The sequence below is a fragment of the Sporosarcina sp. HYO08 genome (genome assembly GCF_001563475.1).
GTDB lineage: Bacteria > Bacillota > Bacilli > Bacillales_A > Planococcaceae > Sporosarcina.
In genome coordinates this window covers 36955-60104 of sequence record NZ_LPUT01000028.1, presented here as the reverse complement: position 1 = coordinate 60104, position 23150 = coordinate 36955, and the positions used below count along the sequence as shown (strand labels likewise).

The window sequence follows — 23150 nt, the reverse complement described above, 5'->3', positions numbered from 1 at the left end:
AAGAGACCGCCGTTTTCGGGTGGTCTCTTTCTTTTTGAATTTAAGGTGATTTTGTCACTGTCAGCTTTCCATGAACCATTGCTAATTGAATCGTATTACCTGGCCGCAGTTCACCTTTAATCACCTCTTTTGCCACTGCGGTTTCAATATGACGCTGGATGAACCGTTTCAAAGGACGTGCCCCAAAGTCAGCATCTGTTCCTTCCTTTACAATCCACTCGAGTACATCGTCACCAAATGCCAATCGAACTTCTTGCTCATTCAATCTTCCACTTAAATCTTCCAATAGTTTTTTAGCAATTAAACGGAACGAATTTCCTGTTAATGAATGGAAAATAATAATGTCGTCCATTCGATTTAACAGTTCTGGTTTAAAATGGCGCCGGAGCTCCGCCATGACCACATCTTCCACAGCATGATTTTCTGTATCTGCCAATCCTTGCAACAAATAAGCCGAACCAATATTTGAAGTCATAATGATCACTGTATTTGTAAAGTTAACAAGTCTTCCTTGGCTATCGGTAATTCTTCCGTCATCCAATACTTGCAGTAAAATATTCGCCACGTCAGGATGTGCTTTTTCGATTTCATCGAGCAGCACGACTGCGTATGGATTTCTTCTAACTGCCTCCGTCAATTGGCCACCTTCTTCATAGCCAATGTATCCTGGAGGTGCACCGACAAGCCGTGAAACGCTATGTTTCTCCATATATTCAGACATGTCAATGCGAATGAAATGTTCCTCCGAGTCAAACAACGTTGCTGCTAGTGTCTTGGCCAGCTCTGTTTTTCCAACACCGGTTGGTCCTAAAAAGAGAAACGAACCGATTGGCTTATTTGGATCTTTAATACCTGCTCTTGCCCGCCATACCGCTTCCGTTACAAGCTGTACAGCATCTTCCTGTCCAATGACACGCTCCTCTAATGTTTCACGCAGACGTAATAATTTTTCGCGTTCTCCTTCAACGAGCTTGGTCACAGGAATACCCGTCCAGCGCGCAACAATCGCTGCAATTTCCTCTTCGGTTACTTCTTCACGCAAAATCCGACTTTCCTGCCCAACTGCAAGTTGTTCTTCCAATTGATGCAGTTCTTGTTCAAGTGCAGGGATTTTCCCGTATTGGAGCTCTGCTGCTTTGTTTAAGTCAAAGCGATTTTGTGCATCTTCTAATTCACGGCGATAGCGATCGATGTTTTCTCTTTTTACTTGAATTTTTTGCAGGGACTTTTTCTCTTCATCCCATTGATCCCGCATATCTCTTGAAGAATCTTTTAATTCTTTCAACTCCATCTGTAAAGATTCAAGCCGCGCTTTACTTGCCGCGTCTGTTTCTTTTCGCAATGCCTGCTCTTCAATTTCCAATTGCATCATCCGCCGCGTAACGGTGTCCAATTCTTGCGGCATAGAGTCAATTTCCGTTCGGATCATCGCACTTGCTTCATCAATTAAATCGATTGCTTTATCTGGCAAAAAACGATCCGTTAAATAACGATCGGATAAGGCTGCCGCCGCAACGATTGCGCGGTCGTGAATTCGAACCCCATGATGGAGCTCGAACCGCTCTTTTAATCCGCGTAAAATAGAAACCGTATCTTCAACAGATGGTTCCCTGACAAGTACTTGCTGAAAACGTCTTTCCAGTGCCGGGTCTTTTTCGATATACATCCGGTACTCATCCAGTGTTGTAGCGCCAATGCAAAATAGTTCGCCGCGTGCAAGCATTGGCTTCAGCATATTTCCCGCATCCATCGCACCTTCCGTTTTACCGGCACCGACAATCGTATGAATCTCATCGATAAATAAAATAATTTGACCATCGCTTTCTTTAACTTGCTTCAAAACGCCCTTTAAACGCTCTTCAAATTCTCCGCGGTATTTAGCCCCAGCGATCAACGCACTCATATCGAGCTCGTAAATTTGACGATCCTTTAATCCTTCCGGGACATCGCCTTTGACGATTCTTTGGGCAAGTCCTTCCACAATCGCCGTTTTTCCGACCCCCGGTTCCCCAATGAGCACTGGATTGTTTTTCGTTTTTCTGGATAAAATACGAATGACATTTCTTATTTCTTCATCCCGTCCAATGACCGGGTCCATTTTGCCTGCTTTTACTTCATCAATGAGATTGCGTCCAAACTGTTCAAGCGGTTGACGCTGCTCTTCTTGCTGTCCATTCATTCTCATCACACTTCACCTCTTTGACTTTGACTATCTTTGACTATAATTATAATAGTTGATCCACTTGAAGTAAAGGAACAAGCGCTAGTCTTTTCAATTGAAAAAACTTCGGAAAGGCATCTTCCCGAAGTTCTGGATCATTCCACTAGTTGCCGTGAAGAGATGACAACGCCATCTTCGTCTGCGTAAACGTAATGGCCCGGAATCCACTCCACATCCCCAAACTCCAAATGTATGTTTTGCTGACCTTTGCCATGTTTGGCACTTTTCAATGGATTTGTTCCAATGGCCATAACCCCGATTTCCTGTTCTCCAATTTGTGCCGAATCCCGAATACAACCGTGAATGATGACACCAGCAAGTTTTCGGGATTCCGCAATTTCCCCGAGCCGATCCCCCATAAGTGCACATCTTCTAGAGCCGCTGCCATCTACGACGAGCACACTTCCTGCCGGCACTGTTTGCAACGCTTCCTTCACAAGCACATTGTCTTCCAACACTTTCACCGTTTCAATTGGCCCCGAAAAACGCTTATGCTTCCCATAAGAATGAAACGCAATTGAACAAACAATTAATTCATTTGCATAGTCATCACATAAGTCTGCTGTTTTGATGGACATCGCGCAACACCCCTTTAGTTTCTTTTCCCCCTCATTTCGCTATTGATCGGCCTTTCTCCTTTTTATTTCTTTCATTGATAAACAAAAAAGACTGAACGGCTATTGACAGCCATTCAGTCCTTGAAATTTATAAATTAACGTACACCTAGTGCCATTTTCGCGTAGCGGGACATCATATCGCGGGACCATGGTGGATTCCAAACGATATTGACCTCAACGTCTTTTACTTCTGGAAGCTCTAGCAGTTCTTGTTTAATATTCGCGACAATTTGCGGTCCCATTGGACACCCCATCGAAGTAAGCGTCATCGTTACTTTTGCAGTTCCGGCCTCGTCTAATTCAACATCATAAACGAGCCCAAGGTTAACGATATCGACACCAAGCTCCGGATCGATTACGTTTTCAATGGCTCCCATCATACTGTCTTTCATATCCTGACTCATTTGTGTACCCCCATTCATCAGTTGATGCTTTTATCATAACAGAATACACGTCAATCATTCAAATGTCTTGCCATCCATTCTGCCGCCAACAGCATTCCTTTTCTTGGTACAGCGTGTCCTGCATTTTCATCCGATTCAAATTTTAAATATTCGGGTCTTTGCTCATAATCTTTTTGAATGGATTCATAAAATTGATATGTAGGCTCATACGGCACGATCGTATCCTGTTTTCCGTGCCAGAAAAAAATGGGGCGATGATTTAAAGTTGATGGATTTTTCGCGAGGTCATATGTCCCGAGTCTATCCAGCATTTTATTTCGCTCTTCCCCAGACATCGGCAGTTCTAAGCCGTTTCGCTCAAAATGACGGATTTGTCCTTTTGCCAATTCTACAAAATCCGGAGCGCCCATCATAACAGCCGCTGTATCAATCCAATGGTAAGCGGTTAAGCAGCCAAGTGCCGTAATACCACCCATTGATGTACCGCTCAATCCAATCTTCGCAGTGATGTTCCGATTCAAAAGTTCTTTTCGAAGCAGGCCAACTTCCTCAATTGATTTCAAAACAATTTCCCAAAAATGCGGATACAACTGCTCCTCAGTTAACTGTTCGGAACGTGCTCCGTGAAGATCAGCATCGGGCAATAAAACGCGAAGGCCTCTTTTGGCCATGTTGTAAGCATAGTGTAAATTATGCTCTTTCGCACTTGTAAAGCCATGGAGAAATATGACGACGGGAACTTTTTTGTCGTCAAAAGCATCCTTTTCAACAATATGTAATAGTGGAATGTTCCCCCAAGTTTCTTCCATTAATAGCATGATCGCTGCCCCCCATCTTCCATGAGCGTACCAAAGTTTTTTCAGAAAAACAAAAGCCAGCATACCTCCATCGGATTTTTTTGACTTAGATCGCCTTATAAAGATAAACTATAGATGTTAAACGTATAAATGAAAGAACAACAATTTTTGGATTGATCAAGGAAGGCGCTTTTCGAGTGAATAGAAAAGTTCGATTTATGACAAAGGGGGAGAGTTTTTTTGAAGCCTCATTTAATTGTTCTTGACCTTGATGGGACATTATTAACTGATGAAAAAAAGATCACAGAGAAAACCGAGAAAACTTTAAAACTAGCCCAAGAAAAAGGTCATCATATTATGATTGCAACCGGAAGACCTTTTCGGACGAGTGAGCCTTTTTATCGGCAGCTAGAGTTGAAAACGCCTATTGTCAATTTCAATGGAGCTTTTGTTCACCATCCTGATGATCATTCTTGGCAGTCCGTTCATAAACCACTTGCTCTACCTGTCGTCCAGGATGTCATTGAAACGATACAGCCCTTTCAACACCAAAACATTATTGCCGAGGTGCTGGATGACGTTTTTATCAATACGCATGATGAAAAGCTACTATCGATCTATGGCAGTGGAAATCGGGTGCTGACTACTGGTGACTTGCGAAAAAAGCTGAGAGTGGATCCAACAAGCTTGCTCATTTGTGTAGAGCGCGGGACAACGGAGATCATTCGCAATCACTTAAGCGAAACACATGCTGAAATAATAGACCACAGGCGTTGGGGTGCACCGTATGCAGATGTGATTGAGGTCATCCATATTGGCCTTAGTAAGGCTGTTGGCGTTTCACAAGTTGCGAATCACCTTAATATTCCTAAAGAGCGTATTATTGCATTCGGTGATGAGGAAAATGATCTGGAAATGCTTGAACTCGCGGGTGTTGGCGTCGCAATGGGCAATTCTATTGATACTGTAAAGGTTATTGCAGATGAAATAACGGGTACAAACAATGACGATGGGATCGTCCCAATATTAAAAGAACGATTACACTTAAACGAGCTGTAACATGTAGGTTGGAGGAATTGACATGAAAATTTTTGCAGATAGCGCAAGTGATTTACCACTATCCTTTTTTGAAGAGAATGACGTAACGCTGTTGCCTTTGCACGTCATTATTGATGGGAAAGAATATGAGGACATCGTATCTATTCACCCACTGGAAGTTTACCAAGCGATTCGAGAAGGCAAACAGCCGAAAACATCACAAGCTTCACCTGAATTATTTCTAGAAACTTGGAAGAATCTTGCCGCATCTGGTGAGGATGGTCTTTATATTGCCTTTTCCTCGAAATTATCCGGAACACATGATACAGCCGTGATGATCAAAGACCAGGTCCAAGCAACAAATCCGAATATGAACTTAGTCATCATTGACTCGAGATGCGCATCCCTTGGCTACGGGCTGCTTGTAAAAGAGGCGGTACGTCTTCGAGACGAAGGCGATGATGTTCGTACGATCGAACGTAAAATTCGATTCATGGCGGCACATATGGAGCATTTGTTCACCGTGGAAGATCTTGATTATTTAGCAAAAGGCGGACGCGTTTCAAAAGCTAGTGCATTCGTCGGCGGATTGTTAAATATTAAGCCGCTTTTACATGTGGAAGATGGGCAGCTTGTGCCGCTAGAAAAACACCGGGGCCGTAAAAAAGTGTTGCGCAGAATGGCAGATCTCATGGCAGAACGAGGCGTGCAATTGTCACAACAAACAATCGCCATTAGCCACGGAGACGACGAAAGTGTAGCACTTGAATTGAAAGCCGCGATTGAAGAGTTATTTCGACCAAAAGCGATCGAAATCCATTTGATTGGTTCCACAATCGGTGCACATGTTGGCCCCGGAACCGTTGCTGTATTTTTCTTGAATAAACTGCCGAAAAATTAATATATAAAAGCTCCAAAGCATTTTTGCTTTGGAGCTTTTGCATTTAAGATGTTTTCATATCTTCTTCTTTACGCTTTTGCTTTCCTTTTCTCCAGACGATGAATAAGAAGCTTAAAAATAATACATAAACGAGAATGGATGCGATTAAGTAGGGGATGTTAAATCCTTTATCTTCATCTACAATAAACATTTCCGCAAGCTCACGTTCCATAACAATTCGAAACATGCCATCTTTTGACTCGCGCACTAGATCACCGTCCAAAACCCCCCGAAGCAAAACATTTTCGCCCACTACTTCTGGCGACAATGTAACACTTGCTGTTTTTGATGTATTATTAAGCGCAATAATCCATGTTTCTTTTTCCGATGAACGTTTAAAGACGATAAAACCATTTTCGTTATGCAGCATTTCAAAATGACCATTTCGTAACGTTTCAGATTGGTTTCTCAAAAGATTCAAGTTACTAATTAAATCCTTCAATTCCACATCTGTTTTGAAGTTCATCAACTGATGACTTTCAGCCCCGCTTGTTCCATTCATAGCAATTTCGGTTCCATACGTCATAAGCGGAATGCCAGGAAGCGTGAAAAGCGCAGTGGCTGCAACCTTCCATCTAGTTGGCGGAAACATTCTCGCTTCCACAATATCATGCGTAAATCTGTCGCTTGTTAACGTATCAAATTGGATCAAATTTGCTTGACTATCATCCGAAAAAATAGCCATTGGAGATGAATCAGCGTCAAACTTTGCAAACGATTGTCTAAGCGCAGTCATATTTTCTGTGTGAGGAATCGTATCAAAGTTTGCCGCACTTTCCTCAGTTGTTAACATATAGGCATGTGGCACAGCTTCCTTAACGGCCGCTATGAACTCATTTAACAAATCAGTTGATACTTTTTCAATTCCTGTTAATCGAACACCGTCCAACTCATTGTCTTTCACAAAAGCAACGAGCGCAGTTTTCAATGTTTCTTCCGTCTTAGAATCCGTTAGATCCCAGTCCACCGTTCCATCATCGCTCAGGTTAAATTTGACCTCGTCTTTTTTTACCCAAGTATGCTGCTCACTCACATGACTCAATGGAAAATCTGCAATCACGTAGAGTCCTTTTTTATGTATAGATTGAATCATTTCCGTAAATTGTTCTTCTGTTCCAAAATGCGGCTCGAGTGTTTTGTAATCTAGCACTTTACTGCCATCATAATTTTCCGCCTGAAAAACTGTGCCCAGTGATATCATCGTAAAGCCCATACCGGCAATATGTTCCAGACGATCGACAACACCAACAAAATCCCCTCCTTGGAATGCAAGCGGATCTTTTATGTCAATGTCGAAATCATTTCTGCCATCGCCATTATTAAAGCGATCGACAAGTAGATCATAAATACTTTCACCTTCAATTTTCCGTTCACTTTCCGCAAAACTGGTTAACGGCTGTAAAATTACCCCAATGATCAATGTAGATATGATGAGACCAAACCATTTTTTCCTTTTCACCGAAAAGCCTCCTAAAATGAGCTATCAATCGTTATTTTACCAAACAACAGATACTGCCGCCATTTATTCAAGATATTCCACTTTTTAAATAAGTCGAATATGTGAATAAAAAATTTTAATCCGTAACACTTGAAACATTTGTAATGAAACTGTAAAAACACACCCCTAACGCGATCATATCAATGTTTATCGCATCTCTATTGATGAATTGGTGTATCTTACCAAAATGGATCATCATTATTCCGTGATAAGATCAGTGCGTAGCTTACATCATCCGTTTTAGGAGGAACTTATGAAAAAACGTCTCATTACTACAACTTTAACATTTGCCATTGGATTTGCTGCGGTCATTCCAGTAGCAACTGATGTTCAACCATTACATGTATCAGCTGCTGCGGTTAATCCGCAAAATAATGATGCCGCTGTAGAAGCAAAAGCAAATCAAATCATTCAAACTGCTAAAAGTTTAATTGGAAAAGCAACTTATAGTAACACAGAATATAAAGCTACTTATCCTTACAAGTTTTCTTGCGCTACATTCCTTATGTATATTTTCGAAAAAAATGGCGTCGACCTCGCTACCTATAACGAAGATTATATGATGCAACAAGGCGTTCCAGTTAGTAAGAATCAATTACAAAAAGGTGATTTACTCTTCTTTGACAGTAAAGGCGGTAATGTACCTAATCATGTAGCAATGTACATTGGAGACAATCAAGTCATTCATATGGCTGATCCAAAACAGAATATCGTCATTTCTGATTTAGACAGCAAGCCTTACTATACAGATGCTTACATTACAGCACGAAGAGTTTTGCCAACTTTACTTCCTTCAAATCCCGCAACCGTTGGGGATCAAATTGTTTCAAATGCCTACCAATTAAAAGATACAAAACAATTTACTGGAACGAGATTCATTGATGAGGTATTTAAGAAAAACAATGTACAATTTGGCACGACAAATCTACAGCAGCTGATGAATAAAGGAACAACCGTTTCACGGTCAAACTTACAAAAAGGTGACTTGGTTTTCTTTAGCAACGCAAAAGGGTCCACTTATCCATCCCTCGTCGCCATCTATGCAGGGGACCATCGAATTATTGTACCGACTGCTTCTGGTGTCATAACAAGAGTACTTTTCGTAGATTACTATCAGCAACGTTATTTAACGGCAAAACGTGTTATTAATTAATAAATAGATTGATAAAAAAGTTGCGCAGTCTCTAACAGACAACGCAACTTTTTTTACTGATTTTCTTTCAATGCCTTGGCGAACGCAATCATTGAGCGACTAGACATGGGTCCTTTTATTAACACAACGGTTTGTTCATCGAGTTCTGATGCGAGTAAGTCGAACACGCCTGTTACATCTTGAAAATGATGCACATTTGCCTTTGTTCCATCCTCGATTGCTTTTTTAGATATTTCTTCTGACTGTTTTCCAATTGTAATGAGTGTATGAATCGCCCGCTTCGCTACCAGACTGCCAATCTCGCGATGATACTTCTCTTCAAAATCTCCCAATCTTTTGATATCGCCAAGTACAAGAATTACCTTCTTTCCTTTTCCAACAGAGTCCATCACTTTTAAAGCCGCTTCGACTGATGTAGGATTATTTGTCCATGTATCATCTATAATCGTACTTCCGCCAATTCCTTTCGAAAACTCCAAATGCCGTTCCATGTTTTGAAACGTTCTTAGACGCGCAATTGCTTCCCTGACATCCATTCCCAGTTCGTTCGCTACAGCAATGGCTGCCAATGCATTATAAACTTGATGTTCACCCAATCCGGGAACGAAAACCCGATACATTTGGTTTAAAATATGAAGCTGAAATGACATTCCCTTATTCATAAATCTTATATTGGAAGCCCTATATTTTGACTTCTTATCGATGCCAAAATAAATAACTTTTCCTTGAAATGTTTGAAGCGAAATCTTTTTAATATTTTGATCGTCAGCATTGAGAAGTAACGTGCCGCCTTCCGAAATCCCATCTATAATTTCTGATTTTGCTTGAATATAGCCTTCGAGATTTTTGCATCCATCCAAATGATGAACACCTATATTGGTAATCATTCCCATTGTCGGTTGATAGATCATGCATTGGTGTCGTATATTACCGGTATTGCCCAAGCCATGTTCAAATACTGCCACATCCGTATTGGCATCAATGCCCATCAAATAAGGGAGTGATTGCCGGGGTTCATTTTTGCTGCTGATTGAAGCTTGGACTGTCAGTTCTTTACTTAAAATATGCTTAATCATTTCTTTCGTTGTTGTTTTCCCGCAAGTACCTGTAATCGTTACAACCGGTATTTCAAAAAGACCTCGATAATAATTGAGAAACTTCCAGTATGCCTGCACAAGATTCCGCACTCTGATAATCGTGATATTTGAATAAGTCTTTTTTAGTTCTGATTTCGGCTGATCCGTAATGATCAAAGATGGTCCCTTGCTATTTATTTCCGTCCAATTGATCGAATCCTTCCTGCCAATAAATAGGAGTGTGTGACTATCTGTTAAATCATGTCTATGGTAGTAAATGGCATTCCTTACGTACCAATGCTCTGAACCTGTTACTAATTCCCCTTCTAATAACATGCGAACATCCTGCACTTTTAAATTTTCCAAAACAATCCACATCCCCTAATTATAGTCTGACCTTTCATCTCTTATTGTCTTTTCTTTATTTCTTGAATTCTATTGTATGTCGTTGAATCTTCTAACAACTGAAACATTTTGAGATCTGGAACATAATTCGCTTCTATGATCCAGAGTTCTCCAAAATCTGTCACTCCTACATCAAAACCGATAATCGATAAATCGGTATAGTTATCATTCAGCCTTAGTGTAGCAGATAGGCATAATTGATCCATCTCCTCTTCAATCAAGCTTCGGTAACGTGAAACGTTCGAATTTGCCAAAGCTGTTTCCAATAAGAGTACCTTTTGTGCAGCATTCGTAATAAAAAAACCCTTTGCTGCAACCTTTGCCAATTTACCAGTAATTTTCCACTCAGTATCTACTTTTTGTAAAAGTACCCTTACGTCAAACGGGCTGCCCCCAAGACTTGCCAATACTAATTTAGGCTGGACGATATAATCATTTTTTGAAAGATAGACTTCATATAAATAGTCGTACATTTCTTCAAATGAAGTCATCTTCCTCTTTCTAATTCCAGCATGCAGAAGATATGTTTGCTCCCCTCTTTTTTGTATGTGAACAATTCCATTTCCATGTTGTCCAACACATGGTTTGATAATAATTTCTTTATATTTTATTAAATATTCATGTAAGGATACAATCGTGAGTAAATCCGTGCTAGGAGCATAGGAAGATAATGGACCCCATCGCTTTAGTATTTGATATTGATCCCATTTACTAATTGAGAAATGTAAAATCGTATCACAAATCCACATCTTCCCAGTTAGGTCATAGATTAAATCTATTACGATCGTATTACATGCTGGAAAATATTCACCTAACTTCTCTGCTACCCGCGTTGCCAAACTTGTTGTTTTTGAACAGAATGATTGAAAATACTGTTCCCCTAATAACGATTGACACTTTTCCACATTAGAAACATGCATCCACGAAGTTTCCGTCGGCTTTCGGTGTACTGTGACATAATAATGGAAGTAGCTATTGAACAAAGTAGAACTTTTTTTCTTCGGTTGAATAATATAGTATTTCTGCTTCAGTAAATTTGCCAAATAGAAATGTAATGCTTCTATAGATGGTATTTGTTTCAGTTGGTTATTTGTCTGAACTTCAAATTGGTCATTATATAAAGTAATCACAGTTTGTTTAGGGCCAAAAGCGGGCTTTATAATAATCGAATGATATTTCTCCAAAAACTCTTCCAACTTCTCAATTGTATATTGTTCTGTTTCAAGTAAATGATTTGCAATTTTTACGTCAGAACTTAAAATTTTATTGAGACTAATCCTCCCTCTACTCGTTTTCACTTTCATGATCTCCTTCCAATATACTCATACTCAATACTATTCATAATGAAGATGAGTTCTTGGATAGTCGTAACGGTTCAGAAGAAAGAAAAAAACTCTCGGTGACCCGAGAGTTTTATGAGCAGGATTGGCACCCAATCGCTTCAATCGACCCCGAAGTGATTTTTGTCCTGCCGTTCTGATCAAAAAAATCAGTAATCACAAAACTAATGACTGAATCGTCCCCTGGTGCCCTTCCTTCGTCCCTAAATACAGCCTCAAACGAATACTCCTGACCGTTAACAAGCCCTGTTCCGATGACAGTTATGACACAACAGGCGCCAAAGGGCTGGCATTTAACGGATGCAATACGATTCGCCGTAAATGTAAAAGAATGATCATTAGGGGTTTCGGTGTCTACAAAGTTTAAAGATAGTGTTGACTTGTCTAGATTTGTAATCTTGACATCCGCGAGATAGGTTAGATCCCCTTCAACCGGCCAATTGTAATGAGTAAAAGTTACAAAGCGGTATTGTGCCGTTGCATTGACGTTTACGCCACAAGGACAATAAATTCCCATTTTTTCAGCCTCCTTCCTGGACATTACTTCACTATATTATTGATAGCTTGTACCTGATACTGTAAAACCCCCACTCAAAATAGACTTTATGACAACAAAAATCCCCCTTTACCTTTACGAGTAATGGTAAGGGGGTCAATTCTTCGTTCGTAGTTTAGCTGCCAGATCGATCATCGTCTTACTATACATATCTCCTTTAATAAGAATAACGGTATTTTCATCAGTGAACTGGGTGAGGAGATCATACGCACGTATACCATTGTGAAAGGAATAAACTTGTGCCTCAATCCCGAGATGTACTGCGTAATTTGCAATGATGCGCGCATGCTCGCCAATTGTAATGAGTACATCTACCCCGTGGCGTGTGATAAGTTCACCTGCCTGCTCGTGTATAATATATCCCCATGAACCTAAATCTGTGATTGTACCGATAATTGCTATTTTTCGCTTGTCTTTTCCAAGATCATTGAGTACTTTTAATGCAGCTTCCAACGAGGTTGTATTAATGCTCCACGTATCGTCCAATAATAACGATCCATTGATCCCTGTAAATACTTGGAGCTGCTTATTTAATTTTCGATACGTTTTCAAAAGATCTATCGCTTCTTGGATACTTACACCAACTTCATACACCGCGGCAATTGTTGCCAATGCGTTATACACTTGATGTTCTCCATATCCTGTCACAAATACGTGATACGTTTGTTCTTGATGATGTAATGTAAATGTCATGCCGCTTCTGTCATATTGAATAGTAGTGGCTCGAAAATGACACGATGGATGCTGTCCAATTTTTATCAATTTTCCTTGATAATCACTTCGATCAATTTTCATTGTATTTTGATCTTCAGCATTAATAATCAGAACACCATCTGTCTGATCTAGTATTTTCACCATTTCGCCTTTCGCTTCAATATACCCTTCTATCGATTTGCAATAGTTCAAGTGATGGGCTCCCACATTTGTAATAATGCCTATTGTTGGCTTGAAATATTTTCCTGCTGTTTGAATATCACCAGGTGCACCGACTGCCGTTTCAAAAACTGCGACTTCAATTTGATCATCTACACTTAATAAGTATTGTAAATGGGCTGTCCGAGAATTACTCGTATTCGTCGTGGCAGCTACTTTCTTTTGGGCAGCCAATATATGCTTGATCATTTCTTTTGTTGTTGTTTTACCTGAAGTGCCTGTAATCGCAATGATCGGTATTCGAAATAAGTCCCGGTAATAATGTACAAATTCCCAATAAGCCTGTTCCAAATTCAGTACATGAATGATTGTTAAATCCTCAGGGTCCCCAGGTAAGGCAACTTCCTGGTCGGTTACAAGTATCAGGGGAAAAAAGTCTTTTAAGCCTTTCCAATTGATAATTTTTTTGTTAGAAAAAAGAATCGTATTTGGATGTTTAATTTGCTTTAGCCGATAAGCCCCATATTGAACAATTACTTCATCTGATCCTTGCACCAACCTACCAGCAATGATATTTCTAATGCATTTGACCGTTAGCGGCCTCATGAGATCTTTCACACTCCTTTTCTTATCATACGCTGCGGCCAATCATTTGCTTGTACGAGCGACTAATAGTAGGAAACTAACTATCCTATTTTGCATTCCTGTCATACACATATATAGACTCGTTTTACTTCAGAGGTAAGCTATACTCTCGCTTATCAAATCATATTGATTTGCGTATTTTTTTGATTAGTGATGGTCGGGGGGCGACAGTTTGAAAACGATCGTTTTTTTAGGAACGAATAAATCAGGTTCTAGCCGCGAAGCAGTAAGAGCAGCTGAGCGGCTCGGGTATTTTACCGTTGTTTTCACCGATGATGAAAAGCAATTACTCCAAAGGACAGAATATCCCGATGTGCATAGGATGATTTTGATCAATACAAATGATCACCATGCTTTAAAACAAGAAATTGTAAAGCTTAAAATGAAAGGATTAGATATTAAAACGATTGTCAGTTTCGTTGATTCTAACGTGCATATGGCATCCATACTTTGCGATGAATTTTGTAACAGCAACACCTGCTCCAATTCTATTGAAATTATGGAAAACAAAGAGAACACAAGAGTTTTCTTAAAAAATCAAAGTTATACGCCTAACTTTCTTTTAATCCAGCCAGGAGAGTCAATACCAACAGATGAAATTCATTCGAAATTCCAGTTTCCTGTCATGGTCAAATTGCCCAATTCGACGGGCTCTAAAGACGTTCGTTTCACAAGAGGAATGAGGCAATTAGAAAAGGCTGTAAAAAGTTTAAGAGGAAAGAATCCAAACGATTCAATTATCATTGAAGAATATTTCGAGGGAGATCAATACTTAGTAGAGGTCATTGTCTCTAATTATCAACCTCATATTATCGGGATTGTTCAACAAGAAATTTCTCAGGGAGAACGTTTTATCGTTACAGGTTATGGATTATTGGTTGATGTCCAACCTTCGCTTCAAAAAGGGATCGAAACGTTAGTCCATTCAATTCTTCGCCAGTTTGGCATTCAAAATGGCGCTTTACATTTAGAAGTCCGGCTGACAAAAGATGGTTGGAAATTAGTTGAAATCAACCCAAGGATTTCAGGCGGTGCGATGAATCAAATGATCAAAGCAGCTTATGGGATCAACTTAGTAGAAGAAACGCTAAAATTATATTTAGGTAAAACGCCATCCCTTACTAAAAAAGTTAAGAACTACGTATACACACAATACGTCATTGTCTCCCAAAAAGGTATTTTGGCAAAAGTGACGGGAAAAGCGAAAGCGAAAAAGTTACCAGGCGTGATCGAAGTCTATGTAAAGCCTAAAAAAGGAGCTTGGCTCATCCCTCCATTATCGATGGGGCATCGGTATGCGTATGTCATTGCAGTTGGTGATAGTTTTGCGGAGGCCGAACGACGTGCAAAAAATGCTGCACGCACGATCACTTTCCATTTAGCAGAAGATTGAATAAAAAGTTCATTCCATACGTACAAAAACCGCCGGACGATTCCATTTTGATGGATCGTCCGGCGGTTTTAACTTCCCCATTATTCAACGATATGTCTCGTCTAAAAACTTTACGGTATCAAACATATTCGTTTTACTGGCGCCTTTCACCAAAATGGTATCATCTTTTTTCACGATACTTTGTAAAAGTGCATGCAGTTTTTCCTTATCTGTAAAATGGTAAATATTTTTTGCATTAAAACCATTTGCCTTTGCTTGCATGCCCATTTCTTCGGTTCGAAAACCATAGGTGATCAAAAGATCTATGCCCAATTGCGAAACATAGTCGCCTACTTTCCGGTATTCCCTCTCTCTTAAATTTCCTAGCTCCCTCATTTGTCCAATAATGGCGATCTTTCTTCCCTTTCCAATAGTAGACAGGACGTCTAAAGCTGCCTTTACGCCTTGTGGATGAGAGTGTACCGTATCATCAATGACCGTAATATTGTCACGGCAATTGTAAATTGTGAGCCTTCTAGGAGGCTTTCTAAAAATAAGCCCTGCCTTAATTTCCATCGGAGAAAAACCTAATTTATCTGCTATGGCAATTGCATTTAATGCATTATACACATGGTGCTCCCCTAGTATAGGTATGAATAATGAAACTTCTTGGCCTTGAAGCTTTATTTTAAAGCTCATACCAGTCTCTGCATATTTAATATCATATGCACGATAATCCGCTATTTTTTGAATGCCAATTGTAATTATTTGTCCTTTAAAGTTTTTCGTTTCTAGAAAGCGTGAGTTTTTGTCGTCTTTGTTTAGCACAAGGACGCCTTGCTGATCCATGCCATGTATTAACTCCGATTTTGCTTGGGCAACTTTTCGTATATCATCATCAAAATTTCCTACGTGGGCAAGACCAATATTCGTTACAATACTCATAGATGGTTGTAAGATTTCACAATGCTCCGTAATCACACCTTTATAAGCCATTCCATACTCCAGTACGACAGCATCATGTGTTTCATTAATAGCTGCTGCATGCTTTTTTGTATGCTCTGTCGTATTCCAATAATCTTTGGATTCAAATACATTCCATCTTTTTGATAAAATGGAGGCTAAAAAAGCTTTTGAAGTTGTTTTACCAGCACTTCCTGTTATTGCAATAATAGGTATTTTGCCTTTTTGTTCAATTTTTTCTCGCTTGAACTGATTAATTTTTTGTTGGATGCTCTTATAATTTTCGGCCAGATACTTTGCATAATGGATCGTATTTCTCACAACATCTAGTTCCAAGTAAAATGCCGGCGGACAGCCTGGTCTCCAATTCACTTCATAAATCCAAATCTTTTCATTTTCATCTAGGCCGATATCAATACCAATCTCGTCAATTACTTCGCCGAATTGAGTCATCTGTATTTCGTCTAAATGATGGGCAAGCGATAGTGTAAAATGTTCTAGCATTCGCTGAATATTATAAGCTTCTTCTTTAAACTCTTGTTGTAAAAATGGCCCTAAGTAATTCGTAAATCCCCCATTATTAATATTAGCAATGATCGAGCCCTTCGGTGCAACTCTCGGATAAATGGTTGTGATAACCCATTCTCCCTTGCCATTTTTTTGGACATGTAAACGAAAATCAAATACTTGACCAGACTTCGTCACGGACTGGATATAAGGCTGCATAATAAACCTGCCAGTCGACAAATGCTTTTGAATCAAATGATAAAGTTGTTGTTTTGTCATCTGTTCATTCATCGTATTTCTTCTTATTTCGTATAAATGATTTACTTTCGAAATGAAGAGAATCCCTTGCCCTTTTCGCCCATCTATTGGTTTAAACACAACTTTGTTAAAGGCCATTAAAAATTTGAAGAAACTTTCCGTATCTCTAACAATTTCCGAAGGAATTAGGTAGTTGGAAAACTCTTTCGCTTCTTTTAATCGATGATTGACACTCCATTTGTTGCCTATCGAATGTGTTGTAAAAGGAATGTCACTTTTTAACCGCTCGATAATTTCTTTGGACTCTGCTAATTTCTCTGGACTTCCTGCATTATAAATTACATCCGGAAAAGGCATGATCCTCTCCTGCCAATTGCCATTTTCATAAATCAACCCTCGAATCGAACGATTGATAAAGTTGACTGTCCCAGGAGAAAAATAGAAAAACGAAACCCCTTCTGCTTTCGCTACAGCTGCAAAAGCAAATGACTTGAGGACAGTTGTTGGATCTTTGCGATGGTGCAACATCCCAATGGTTGTCATTCTCAATTCTCCTTTTTGCTTTTTATAATATTTATAGTTCATTCCAAACATCTATTGACTGCTACAAAAGCTTACATGCCCTGTTCAAAGGCGAAAAAAAGCACCCTATAAATGAATTAGGATGCGATTAACATTTTGGTTCGATGATCACTTTTCTTTTTAGCAGTTCCACATCCAATGGCTGAACTGCGCAAACACATGATAATGGAATAATTGTACAAACATTCGTTTTCTGTAAGCGAAATACATCGCAAATAATATTCGTATCGCACCCTTCAATATCTAAAGGGCGCAGTAAAGATAATTTTGCACAACACAATTCTTCATCGATTTCTTCAATACGAAAAAACATCGTTTCAAAGCAACAGAAATCATCAAACTTATGAATGCGTTTAATAAAATCTCCTTTTTTTGTTTGCAATACGATGGGAATTGTATCCGTCCCAACAATTGTACGCAGCAAATCACAAAAATAATGTGTTGGGGATTTGGATATAAAATCCTGCATTGCTTTCAACTCTAACAATGCAGCGCATAAACATTGATTATTTTTCTCTGGAATGAAAATTGTCAATTCCCCCTACTACCTTTTTTCTATCATATTAATCATTAGAGTAGTTGGTTCAAAATATCTTTGGTTTTAGCCTATAAGGGTTCGATATAAAATCGAATTTCCCTTGCAGCTTTCAATGCACTTTGTTTCGCTCGTTCAGCAGTTTTGGCAACGGCAATAATACATGCACAGCGATGCCCCATACTCGTTGGATCTTTTATAATTGCACCTATAGAAGGCTGAATAGAAACGTATGTAACCCCCTCCTGTAATTGCGCATGCTCCGTTCCCGTCACTTTCAACAATTTCCCTATGGAACTGACTGTCAAATATTTAGCGTATACGTATTTTTCGGGCTTTTCAACAACAGAAGGACTTTTTCCAAGATGCATATTGATAATGGACTTGATTAGATTGACTCCACTGCCATCCTCTAAGATTCGGTTCATCGCTCCACCAGACATTCTTGGATTCATTTCAATCAGTTTCCATTGTCCATGCACAAGCTTCAATTCCAAATGACAAGAGCCAGTTTTAAGACCTATTTTTTTCACAATTGATGAAATCGTTGCTCGCAAACTGGTCATCACTTGATCATTCAGGACGGCTGGATAGCTGTACCCCATTACGATAAATCTCCCATTAAATTGAATATCTTGTTCAATCACCCCGATGATCATCATGTGATCCTGTAACACGAACAATTCCACTAAATATTGGGGACCTTCTAAAAACTCCTCCACCAATAGAGGGCTATTCGGATATTTTTTTTGTAATGCTGTAAGGTTTTTTAACAACTCCATCCGAGATGTAGCAAGTATGACGTCTTTTGATCCGCTTGAAATCGGTGGTTTAATGATCAATGGCAATAATGCTTCATGATTGTCCGTGAATCTTTTTGGCGAATCATTGATTTGAAAGACTGCATGCCACGGTGAGCTGTCATGATGATGTAAATGTGTTCGTAAATGGATTTTATTTTCCATCAGCTGTAATGCTGCTACTGAAAGGTCTGTTAAACCAAAGTAGTTTGATATCGCTGCAGCCATTGATACATACGGGTCTATAAAACTCAAAACTGCACAAAGTTGCATCCCTTGTTTTTCGAATTCTTCAATTTCACGAATGATTCCCTCTTTATCAATAAGATTCATCATATATACATAATGATCTACGTCTGGAAAAAGGTTTTCATCATTTTGAATGGATCTCTTATCGGTTAGTAATACAACTGTAAATCCCATTTCTTTTGCAATTGTGAGTGCTTCTTTACTCGTCCCATGACGATAACTGCCGATAAAAACAATCATTTTCATAAACGATTCACCCATTCTGCAATTGATATGAATACTATATGTAAAGACCAACGAAAGCGAGACAGTCACCCAAGTCGAACGAAAGCATAATATATAGGAGAGATTACATTAGGAGTGGAGTGTTTGAAAACACCGTGGATTAACTTTGCAGAAATGAGCAGACCACATACACGTCAACAAACGATTATTGTTTCCACAACTACTCCTCTAACCATTTCGGGTAAGGCCGAAGAAATCGTTGTGGCAGACGAATTAATCTATGAAAACACTTCTGTCAACAAACAAAATAGTCCGCAAGAACTTCCAAAACAACAACCAAAAATGGAAGATAGAAAAGTTATCATTCGGAAACTTTCAGCTCTATTAAAAGCGATTCAATTGCAAACCCCTTCCATACTCGACCATCCCCCCATGCAAGTCCAAAAAAACAATAGCAGCTTGGACTTGGACGAAAGCTATGAAGAAGCAAAGCAATTATCGGTACAACGTTTTATTCAAATCTTAAAGATCATTTGTGCCAACTTAAGTGACAAGCCAATGATTTCAGAACAGGCTCCAAAAAAAGAGATGTGTATTGAAGAATTGGTACATATTTTACAGCAAGTTCAAAAACATAAACATAACAATCACATTGCAAGATTCGCAACCGCTTTAAAACAAGTGCAAACGGTTCTAAGTGAACGTCCAGAAGCAGTCCACCATGATCCTGCGTCACTGTCTTCGTTCTATGAGGAAGAACATGCCGATGATAATGTTGCGTCAAAAGACAGTTTACTTAATGATGAAAGGCAATCTTACCAGACTGGTTTTGTTTATCAAAAAACAATTAAAACACCCTTTTCGACTGTCATTGAAATTGATGACTTCCATCATGCACCATTATTTCCCGAAGATATGCAATATACATTTGAATGGAGAGACAATCATAACGGCCAAAGTCCACAATTAGAAACCACTTTTGTCAGCTCGACTAACTATTACCCCGACCTGCCTTATTGCGAACTCGTTTGTTCTAAAATTCATGAGACAATCTTTTTATCCCCTTTGAACAATTTGAAAAAACAAAATCGTAATTTGCCACAGTCTACCGCAACACCTCTACACGCTAAACTGCCGAATGATCAAGCAGATGGCGGCAAGCATCCCCGCAAATCGATCAAAATTAAAGTTCCCGTCGTCATCGGGGAATATGAAATAGAAACAAGTCTGACAGAAGATGTTTTGTTTGAATATGAACCTATCCATTTAAAAAACATTTCAAAACGTGTAGTGCTAACGAATTGTCAGTTCAGCCCTGCAAAGTTTTCTGAACCCACCGGCAAAGGAATGCGATCAGCTTCAAAAGGATTATTATCAATCGAAGGATCTATCTTACAAACGATAGAATATACGGCCGCAGCCGATCAAACGAACCAACCAAGTCCGAATGACCAATTGTTTTCCTTACATGTAATGATGGCACTGGAAATTTGGATTCAACTTCTCCAAGTACAGGGAGTAGATGTTTCCGATCATCGTATAAATGATCAAGATGGATAGATCGCGCTATTTCCGAAATGTCTATCCATCTTGTTTGCACAGATCCCAAATACATAAATCTAGGATTTTTCTGCAATTTGAGGGGGAAAATGAAACAACTTTTAAAAAGCTCGGACAAAACTTCAAAAACGTCCGTTTTGCCCGAGCTACAAAGCATTTTTCACATACTGTAATACTGTAAGCTTACAAAATCAACCCAAGGAGATGTTTAATGATGAGTAATAATTGCGATCAAACCCCTCTCGTTCCAGCTTGTCCGATTACAAATGCAACTGATCAAATCCCTTTAGCCGATGAAGGTGTTGAGAATGTCTTAACCGGTGCCAATCCGATTATGAAGGTGCCAGTTGTCCTGGCAGAAAGAGCGCTTCAAATTGTTGTAGAGGCAAACATTCCACTAACTCCAGCAGCCACTGAAATCAAACGCGTGACAAAAAATGTGTTTTTAAATCAAGTAAAACTCGTCCCTGTTCGTTTCCGACGTATTGGCACAACTGACTATTTTGAAGTGACACGTGCCAAGTTGTTTGTCGCCGGATTCATTCGTAAAAACATTGAATATTCCTCAAGCAACTGCAATGGGACATTACGGGATCGGATTGCCGATGTTGAATTCTCAGGATTTGCAGAACTAACTCAAGGCGACTTCGAAACTTTCCCAATTATCGGTATTTCAGATAGCAGCAAAGCCTATTTCTTGAATGAATGTAATGATCAATCTCCACGTTTAGATAAGTATTTCTTCCAAAACCTCGTGAAATATAATGAGCAACCATACGGTGAATTACTTGGCGCAAACTTCTATGAACTCGACTATTCACCAACAAGCGTGGAGCCAGAAGGCGAGTTTTCGACCCTAAGAGAAAAAATTGTGATGGATCTTTATTTAAAAGTATTGCAAGTTCAGCAACACCGTGTAGCTACAACGAGAGTGATTCCAAGTTTCCCAGAAGGTACGCTTGGCATCTAATACTTCTCTTTGAAAAAGTGCCCGAAATGATTTTCATTACGGGCACTTTTTGTACGTTTATATATTTAACAAATATAGGTATGCCCATCCACTCTTATGTTGGTTAAGATAAAAATAGAGCCTGCCAGCATTTTTGCTAGCAGACCCTACTTACCTCATACCATATGAAGATTGGCTGCAAATTATGCAAACCAGTCAATGCCCATTGGCAGTTTGAACCCGTAAAACATCGTAACGAACAAGAATACGAAAAATAGAATCCAAAGCACCATGACATTTTTTCCTTTGTTCATACGGACAACTACCATTTCCATTAATCCAATCGTGACGAGGCCAAATAGAAACTTCATGCCATATTGTGCACCCATACCGTAATTCATCGTTTTCATGAAAAGCAAGATCCCTGACAATAAAATTAAAACATAAAATAGGCGTGCAATCATATGCGCGATCTTCTTGCCTTTTGAACCATTTGCCAGTACAGCAGTAATTAAAAATAAAATAATGCCTACGACCCAAGTGAAAATATGGAAATGAGTCGAATTTGATAATACGTCCAAACTTGTCACCTCATTACAATTTTAGGCCCTACATCACCATGTACCTCTCACGGTTGAGCTAAAAAAAGCTTAACATATTAAGAGGTTCGTATACAGTTTAACGCTTAGACGAATCGGTTCACAAGCGTACCGATCCCTTCGATTGACACTTTCACTGTATCGCCTTTCTTTATAAATGCCGGTGGATTCATCCCTTTTCCTACACCCGCAGGCGTACCTGTCAAAACAACATCGCCCGGCTCTAAAGTTACATAACGAGAAACGACTTCAATAATTTCGTCGATTTTAAAAACCATTGAAGATGTGTGGTCATTTTGACGTACATCGTCATTTACTTTTGTTACAATCGATAAATTATGGGCATTGGGAATTTCGTCTTTCGTCACGATATAAGGCCCCATTGGACACGCCCCATCAAAGCTTTTTCCAAGGAAAAATTGACCGTGTGCCGTTTGGATGTCACGTGCCGTTATATCATTCGCAATCGTATATCCAAAAACGTAGTCATAAGCAAGCTGCTTCGGAATGTTGCGCCCTTTTTTACTAATAATAACCGCTAGTTCCCCTTCATAATCGAGACTGTCCGTTTTTTCCTCATGTGACGGAAGGTCTTCCTGATCGGCTGCAATTGTAGTCGGAGATTTTGTGAAAATCATTAGCTTTTCAGGCGGCAAGTCCCCACCCATTTCAGCAGCGTGTTCTGCGTAGTTTTTCCCTACACATAAAATATTTTTTGGTGTTCTCGGAATCGGGGCGAGCCATTCAATGTCCGTAAAAGCGTGTTTAAAACGATTTGGATTGTCGTCTGCCAATGCACGTTCAACCAATTGCCGAATTTGTTCAACGAAATCTAAGCCTGCTGCCACACCTTCTATAATCGTTTGTGGGAAATTTGGCACATCATACGCTTCTGCAATGGACAGCACATTCCAAACTGCTTCTTCCCTTTTTACTTTTGGACCAAATAATGTCTTGCCTTCGAAACGGAACGACAAAATCTTCATCT

At 39.4% G+C, this 23150-nt stretch carries 20 protein-coding genes; 6 read left to right on the top strand and 14 right to left on the bottom strand.

The features are described from left to right. Positions 1 to 40: 40 nt before the first annotated feature. The 4 genes from AU377_RS11660 to AU377_RS11645 all read right to left on the bottom strand — a co-directional run bounded on the left by AU377_RS11660 (position 41) and on the right by AU377_RS11645 (position 4060). Complete coding sequence (locus AU377_RS11660; RefSeq protein WP_082732051.1) at positions 41 to 2179, bottom strand: ATP-dependent Clp protease ATP-binding subunit; 2139 nt, start codon at positions 2177 to 2179, stop codon at positions 41 to 43. 137 nt (positions 2180 to 2316) lie between these two features. Next, entirely contained in the window at positions 2317 to 2799 is a 483-nt protein-coding gene (gene rraA, locus AU377_RS11655) for a ribonuclease E activity regulator RraA (RefSeq protein WP_067407942.1), read from the bottom strand. A gap of 134 nt (positions 2800 to 2933) precedes the next feature. Further along, on the bottom strand, positions 2934 to 3242 hold the full coding sequence (locus AU377_RS11650; RefSeq protein WP_067407941.1) for a metal-sulfur cluster assembly factor: 309 nt from the start codon (positions 3240 to 3242) through the stop codon (positions 2934 to 2936). A 50-nt stretch (positions 3243 to 3292) separates the two neighbouring features. Then, positions 3293 to 4060, bottom strand: a complete 768-nt coding sequence (locus AU377_RS11645; protein WP_067408257.1) for a prolyl oligopeptidase family serine peptidase — start codon at positions 4058 to 4060, stop codon at positions 3293 to 3295. Between the two features lie 219 nt (positions 4061 to 4279). Between AU377_RS11645 and AU377_RS11640 the strand changes: the two genes are divergently transcribed. Together AU377_RS11640 and AU377_RS11635 are read left to right on the top strand one after the other, a co-directional pair. Beyond that, positions 4280 to 5098, top strand: a complete 819-nt coding sequence (locus AU377_RS11640) for a Cof-type HAD-IIB family hydrolase (protein ID WP_067407940.1) — start codon at positions 4280 to 4282, stop codon at positions 5096 to 5098. Positions 5099 to 5120: 22 nt separating this feature from the next. Continuing rightward, entirely contained in the window at positions 5121 to 5978 is an 858-nt protein-coding gene (locus AU377_RS11635; protein ID WP_067407939.1) for a DegV family protein, read from the top strand. 43 nt (positions 5979 to 6021) lie between these two features. Here the strand turns inward: AU377_RS11635 and AU377_RS11630 are convergent, their stop codons facing one another. After that, on the bottom strand, positions 6022 to 7476 hold the full coding sequence (locus AU377_RS11630; protein WP_067407938.1) for an alpha-amylase family glycosyl hydrolase: 1455 nt from the start codon (positions 7474 to 7476) through the stop codon (positions 6022 to 6024). A 292-nt stretch (positions 7477 to 7768) separates the two neighbouring features. On the opposite strand from AU377_RS11630, the gene AU377_RS11625 reads away from it, so the two are divergent. Beyond that, positions 7769 to 8668, top strand: a complete 900-nt coding sequence (locus tag AU377_RS11625; RefSeq protein ID WP_067407937.1) for a C40 family peptidase — start codon at positions 7769 to 7771, stop codon at positions 8666 to 8668. Between the two features lie 53 nt (positions 8669 to 8721). On the opposite strand, the gene murF is transcribed toward AU377_RS11625, so the two are convergent. The 4 genes from murF to AU377_RS11605 all read right to left on the bottom strand — a co-directional run bounded on the left by murF (position 8722) and on the right by AU377_RS11605 (position 13536). Further along, the gene (gene murF / locus AU377_RS11620) at positions 8722 to 10110 is read right to left on the bottom strand and encodes a UDP-N-acetylmuramoyl-tripeptide--D-alanyl-D-alanine ligase (protein ID WP_067407936.1); all 1389 of its coding nucleotides are present in this window, start codon (positions 10108 to 10110) and stop codon (positions 8722 to 8724) included. Positions 10111 to 10151: 41 nt separating this feature from the next. Next, entirely contained in the window at positions 10152 to 11447 is a 1296-nt protein-coding gene (locus tag AU377_RS11615) for a YheC/YheD family protein (RefSeq protein WP_172794060.1), read from the bottom strand. 115 nt (positions 11448 to 11562) lie between these two features. Further along, complete coding sequence (locus AU377_RS11610) at positions 11563 to 12006, bottom strand: hypothetical protein (RefSeq protein ID WP_067407934.1); 444 nt, start codon at positions 12004 to 12006, stop codon at positions 11563 to 11565. A gap of 135 nt (positions 12007 to 12141) precedes the next feature. Then, complete coding sequence (locus AU377_RS11605; RefSeq protein WP_253724476.1) at positions 12142 to 13536, bottom strand: Mur ligase family protein; 1395 nt, start codon at positions 13534 to 13536, stop codon at positions 12142 to 12144. Positions 13537 to 13735: 199 nt separating this feature from the next. Between AU377_RS11605 and AU377_RS11600 the strand changes: the two genes are divergently transcribed. Then, the gene (locus tag AU377_RS11600; protein WP_067407932.1) at positions 13736 to 14956 is read left to right on the top strand and encodes an ATP-grasp domain-containing protein; all 1221 of its coding nucleotides are present in this window, start codon (positions 13736 to 13738) and stop codon (positions 14954 to 14956) included. Between the two features lie 84 nt (positions 14957 to 15040). On the opposite strand, the gene AU377_RS15355 is transcribed toward AU377_RS11600, so the two are convergent. The 3 genes from AU377_RS15355 to AU377_RS11585 all read right to left on the bottom strand — a co-directional run bounded on the left by AU377_RS15355 (position 15041) and on the right by AU377_RS11585 (position 19075). Continuing rightward, the gene (locus AU377_RS15355; RefSeq protein WP_082732028.1) at positions 15041 to 17206 is read right to left on the bottom strand and encodes a YheC/YheD family protein; all 2166 of its coding nucleotides are present in this window, start codon (positions 17204 to 17206) and stop codon (positions 15041 to 15043) included. Between the two features lie 127 nt (positions 17207 to 17333). Next, positions 17334 to 17780, bottom strand: coding sequence for a CotY/CotZ family spore coat protein (locus AU377_RS11590; RefSeq protein ID WP_067407931.1), 447 nt, complete (start codon positions 17778 to 17780; stop codon positions 17334 to 17336). Positions 17781 to 17851: 71 nt separating this feature from the next. Further along, on the bottom strand, positions 17852 to 19075 hold the full coding sequence (locus tag AU377_RS11585; RefSeq protein WP_067407930.1) for an ATP-grasp domain-containing protein: 1224 nt from the start codon (positions 19073 to 19075) through the stop codon (positions 17852 to 17854). 123 nt (positions 19076 to 19198) lie between these two features. Here AU377_RS11585 and AU377_RS11580 point away from each other — a divergent pair, with 123 nt between their 5' ends. Both AU377_RS11580 and AU377_RS11575 read left to right on the top strand, forming a co-directional pair. Then, positions 19199 to 20614 (top strand): BC_2427 family protein, encoded by a 1416-nt coding sequence (locus AU377_RS11580; protein WP_067407929.1) that lies wholly within the window; start codon positions 19199 to 19201, stop codon positions 20612 to 20614. A 214-nt stretch (positions 20615 to 20828) separates the two neighbouring features. Beyond that, complete coding sequence (locus AU377_RS11575; RefSeq protein WP_067408256.1) at positions 20829 to 21584, top strand: CsxC family protein; 756 nt, start codon at positions 20829 to 20831, stop codon at positions 21582 to 21584. Positions 21585 to 21766: 182 nt separating this feature from the next. Here the strand turns inward: AU377_RS11575 and AU377_RS11570 are convergent, their stop codons facing one another. Both AU377_RS11570 and AU377_RS11565 read right to left on the bottom strand, forming a co-directional pair. After that, positions 21767 to 22144 carry a YisL family protein gene (locus AU377_RS11570; protein ID WP_067407928.1) on the bottom strand — a complete coding sequence of 126 codons (378 nt, stop codon included), beginning with the start codon at positions 22142 to 22144 and terminating at the stop codon, positions 21767 to 21769. Between the two features lie 104 nt (positions 22145 to 22248). Then, positions 22249 to 23148, bottom strand: a complete 900-nt coding sequence (locus AU377_RS11565; RefSeq protein ID WP_067407927.1) for a fumarylacetoacetate hydrolase family protein — start codon at positions 23146 to 23148, stop codon at positions 22249 to 22251. Positions 23149 to 23150: the final 2 nt, after the last annotated feature.

Bases quoted from the DNA above. Each gene is read 5' to 3' on its own strand.
- AU377_RS11660 (WP_082732051.1), bottom strand. From the start codon at position 2,179: ATGAATGGACAGCAAGAAGAGCAGCGTCAACCGCTTGAACAGTTTGGA.
- rraA (WP_067407942.1), bottom strand. From the start codon at position 2,799: ATGTCCATCAAAACAGCAGACTTATGTGATGACTATGCAAATGAATTA.
- AU377_RS11650 (WP_067407941.1), bottom strand. From the start codon at position 3,242: ATGAGTCAGGATATGAAAGACAGTATGATGGGAGCCATTGAAAACGTA.
- AU377_RS11645 (WP_067408257.1), bottom strand. From the start codon at position 4,060: ATGCTATTAATGGAAGAAACTTGGGGGAACATTCCACTATTACATATT.
- AU377_RS11635 (WP_067407939.1), top strand. From the start codon at position 5,121: ATGAAAATTTTTGCAGATAGCGCAAGTGATTTACCACTATCCTTTTTT.
- AU377_RS11625 (WP_067407937.1), top strand. From the start codon at position 7,769: ATGAAAAAACGTCTCATTACTACAACTTTAACATTTGCCATTGGATTT.
- AU377_RS11610 (WP_067407934.1), bottom strand. From the start codon at position 12,006: ATGGGAATTTATTGTCCTTGTGGCGTAAACGTCAATGCAACGGCACAA.
- AU377_RS15355 (WP_082732028.1), bottom strand. From the start codon at position 17,206: ATGACAACCATTGGGATGTTGCACCATCGCAAAGATCCAACAACTGTC.
- AU377_RS11585 (WP_067407930.1), bottom strand. From the start codon at position 19,075: ATGAAAATGATTGTTTTTATCGGCAGTTATCGTCATGGGACGAGTAAA.
- AU377_RS11575 (WP_067408256.1), top strand. From the start codon at position 20,829: ATGAGTAATAATTGCGATCAAACCCCTCTCGTTCCAGCTTGTCCGATT.
- AU377_RS11565 (WP_067407927.1), bottom strand. From the start codon at position 23,148: ATGAAGATTTTGTCGTTCCGTTTCGAAGGCAAGACATTATTTGGTCCA.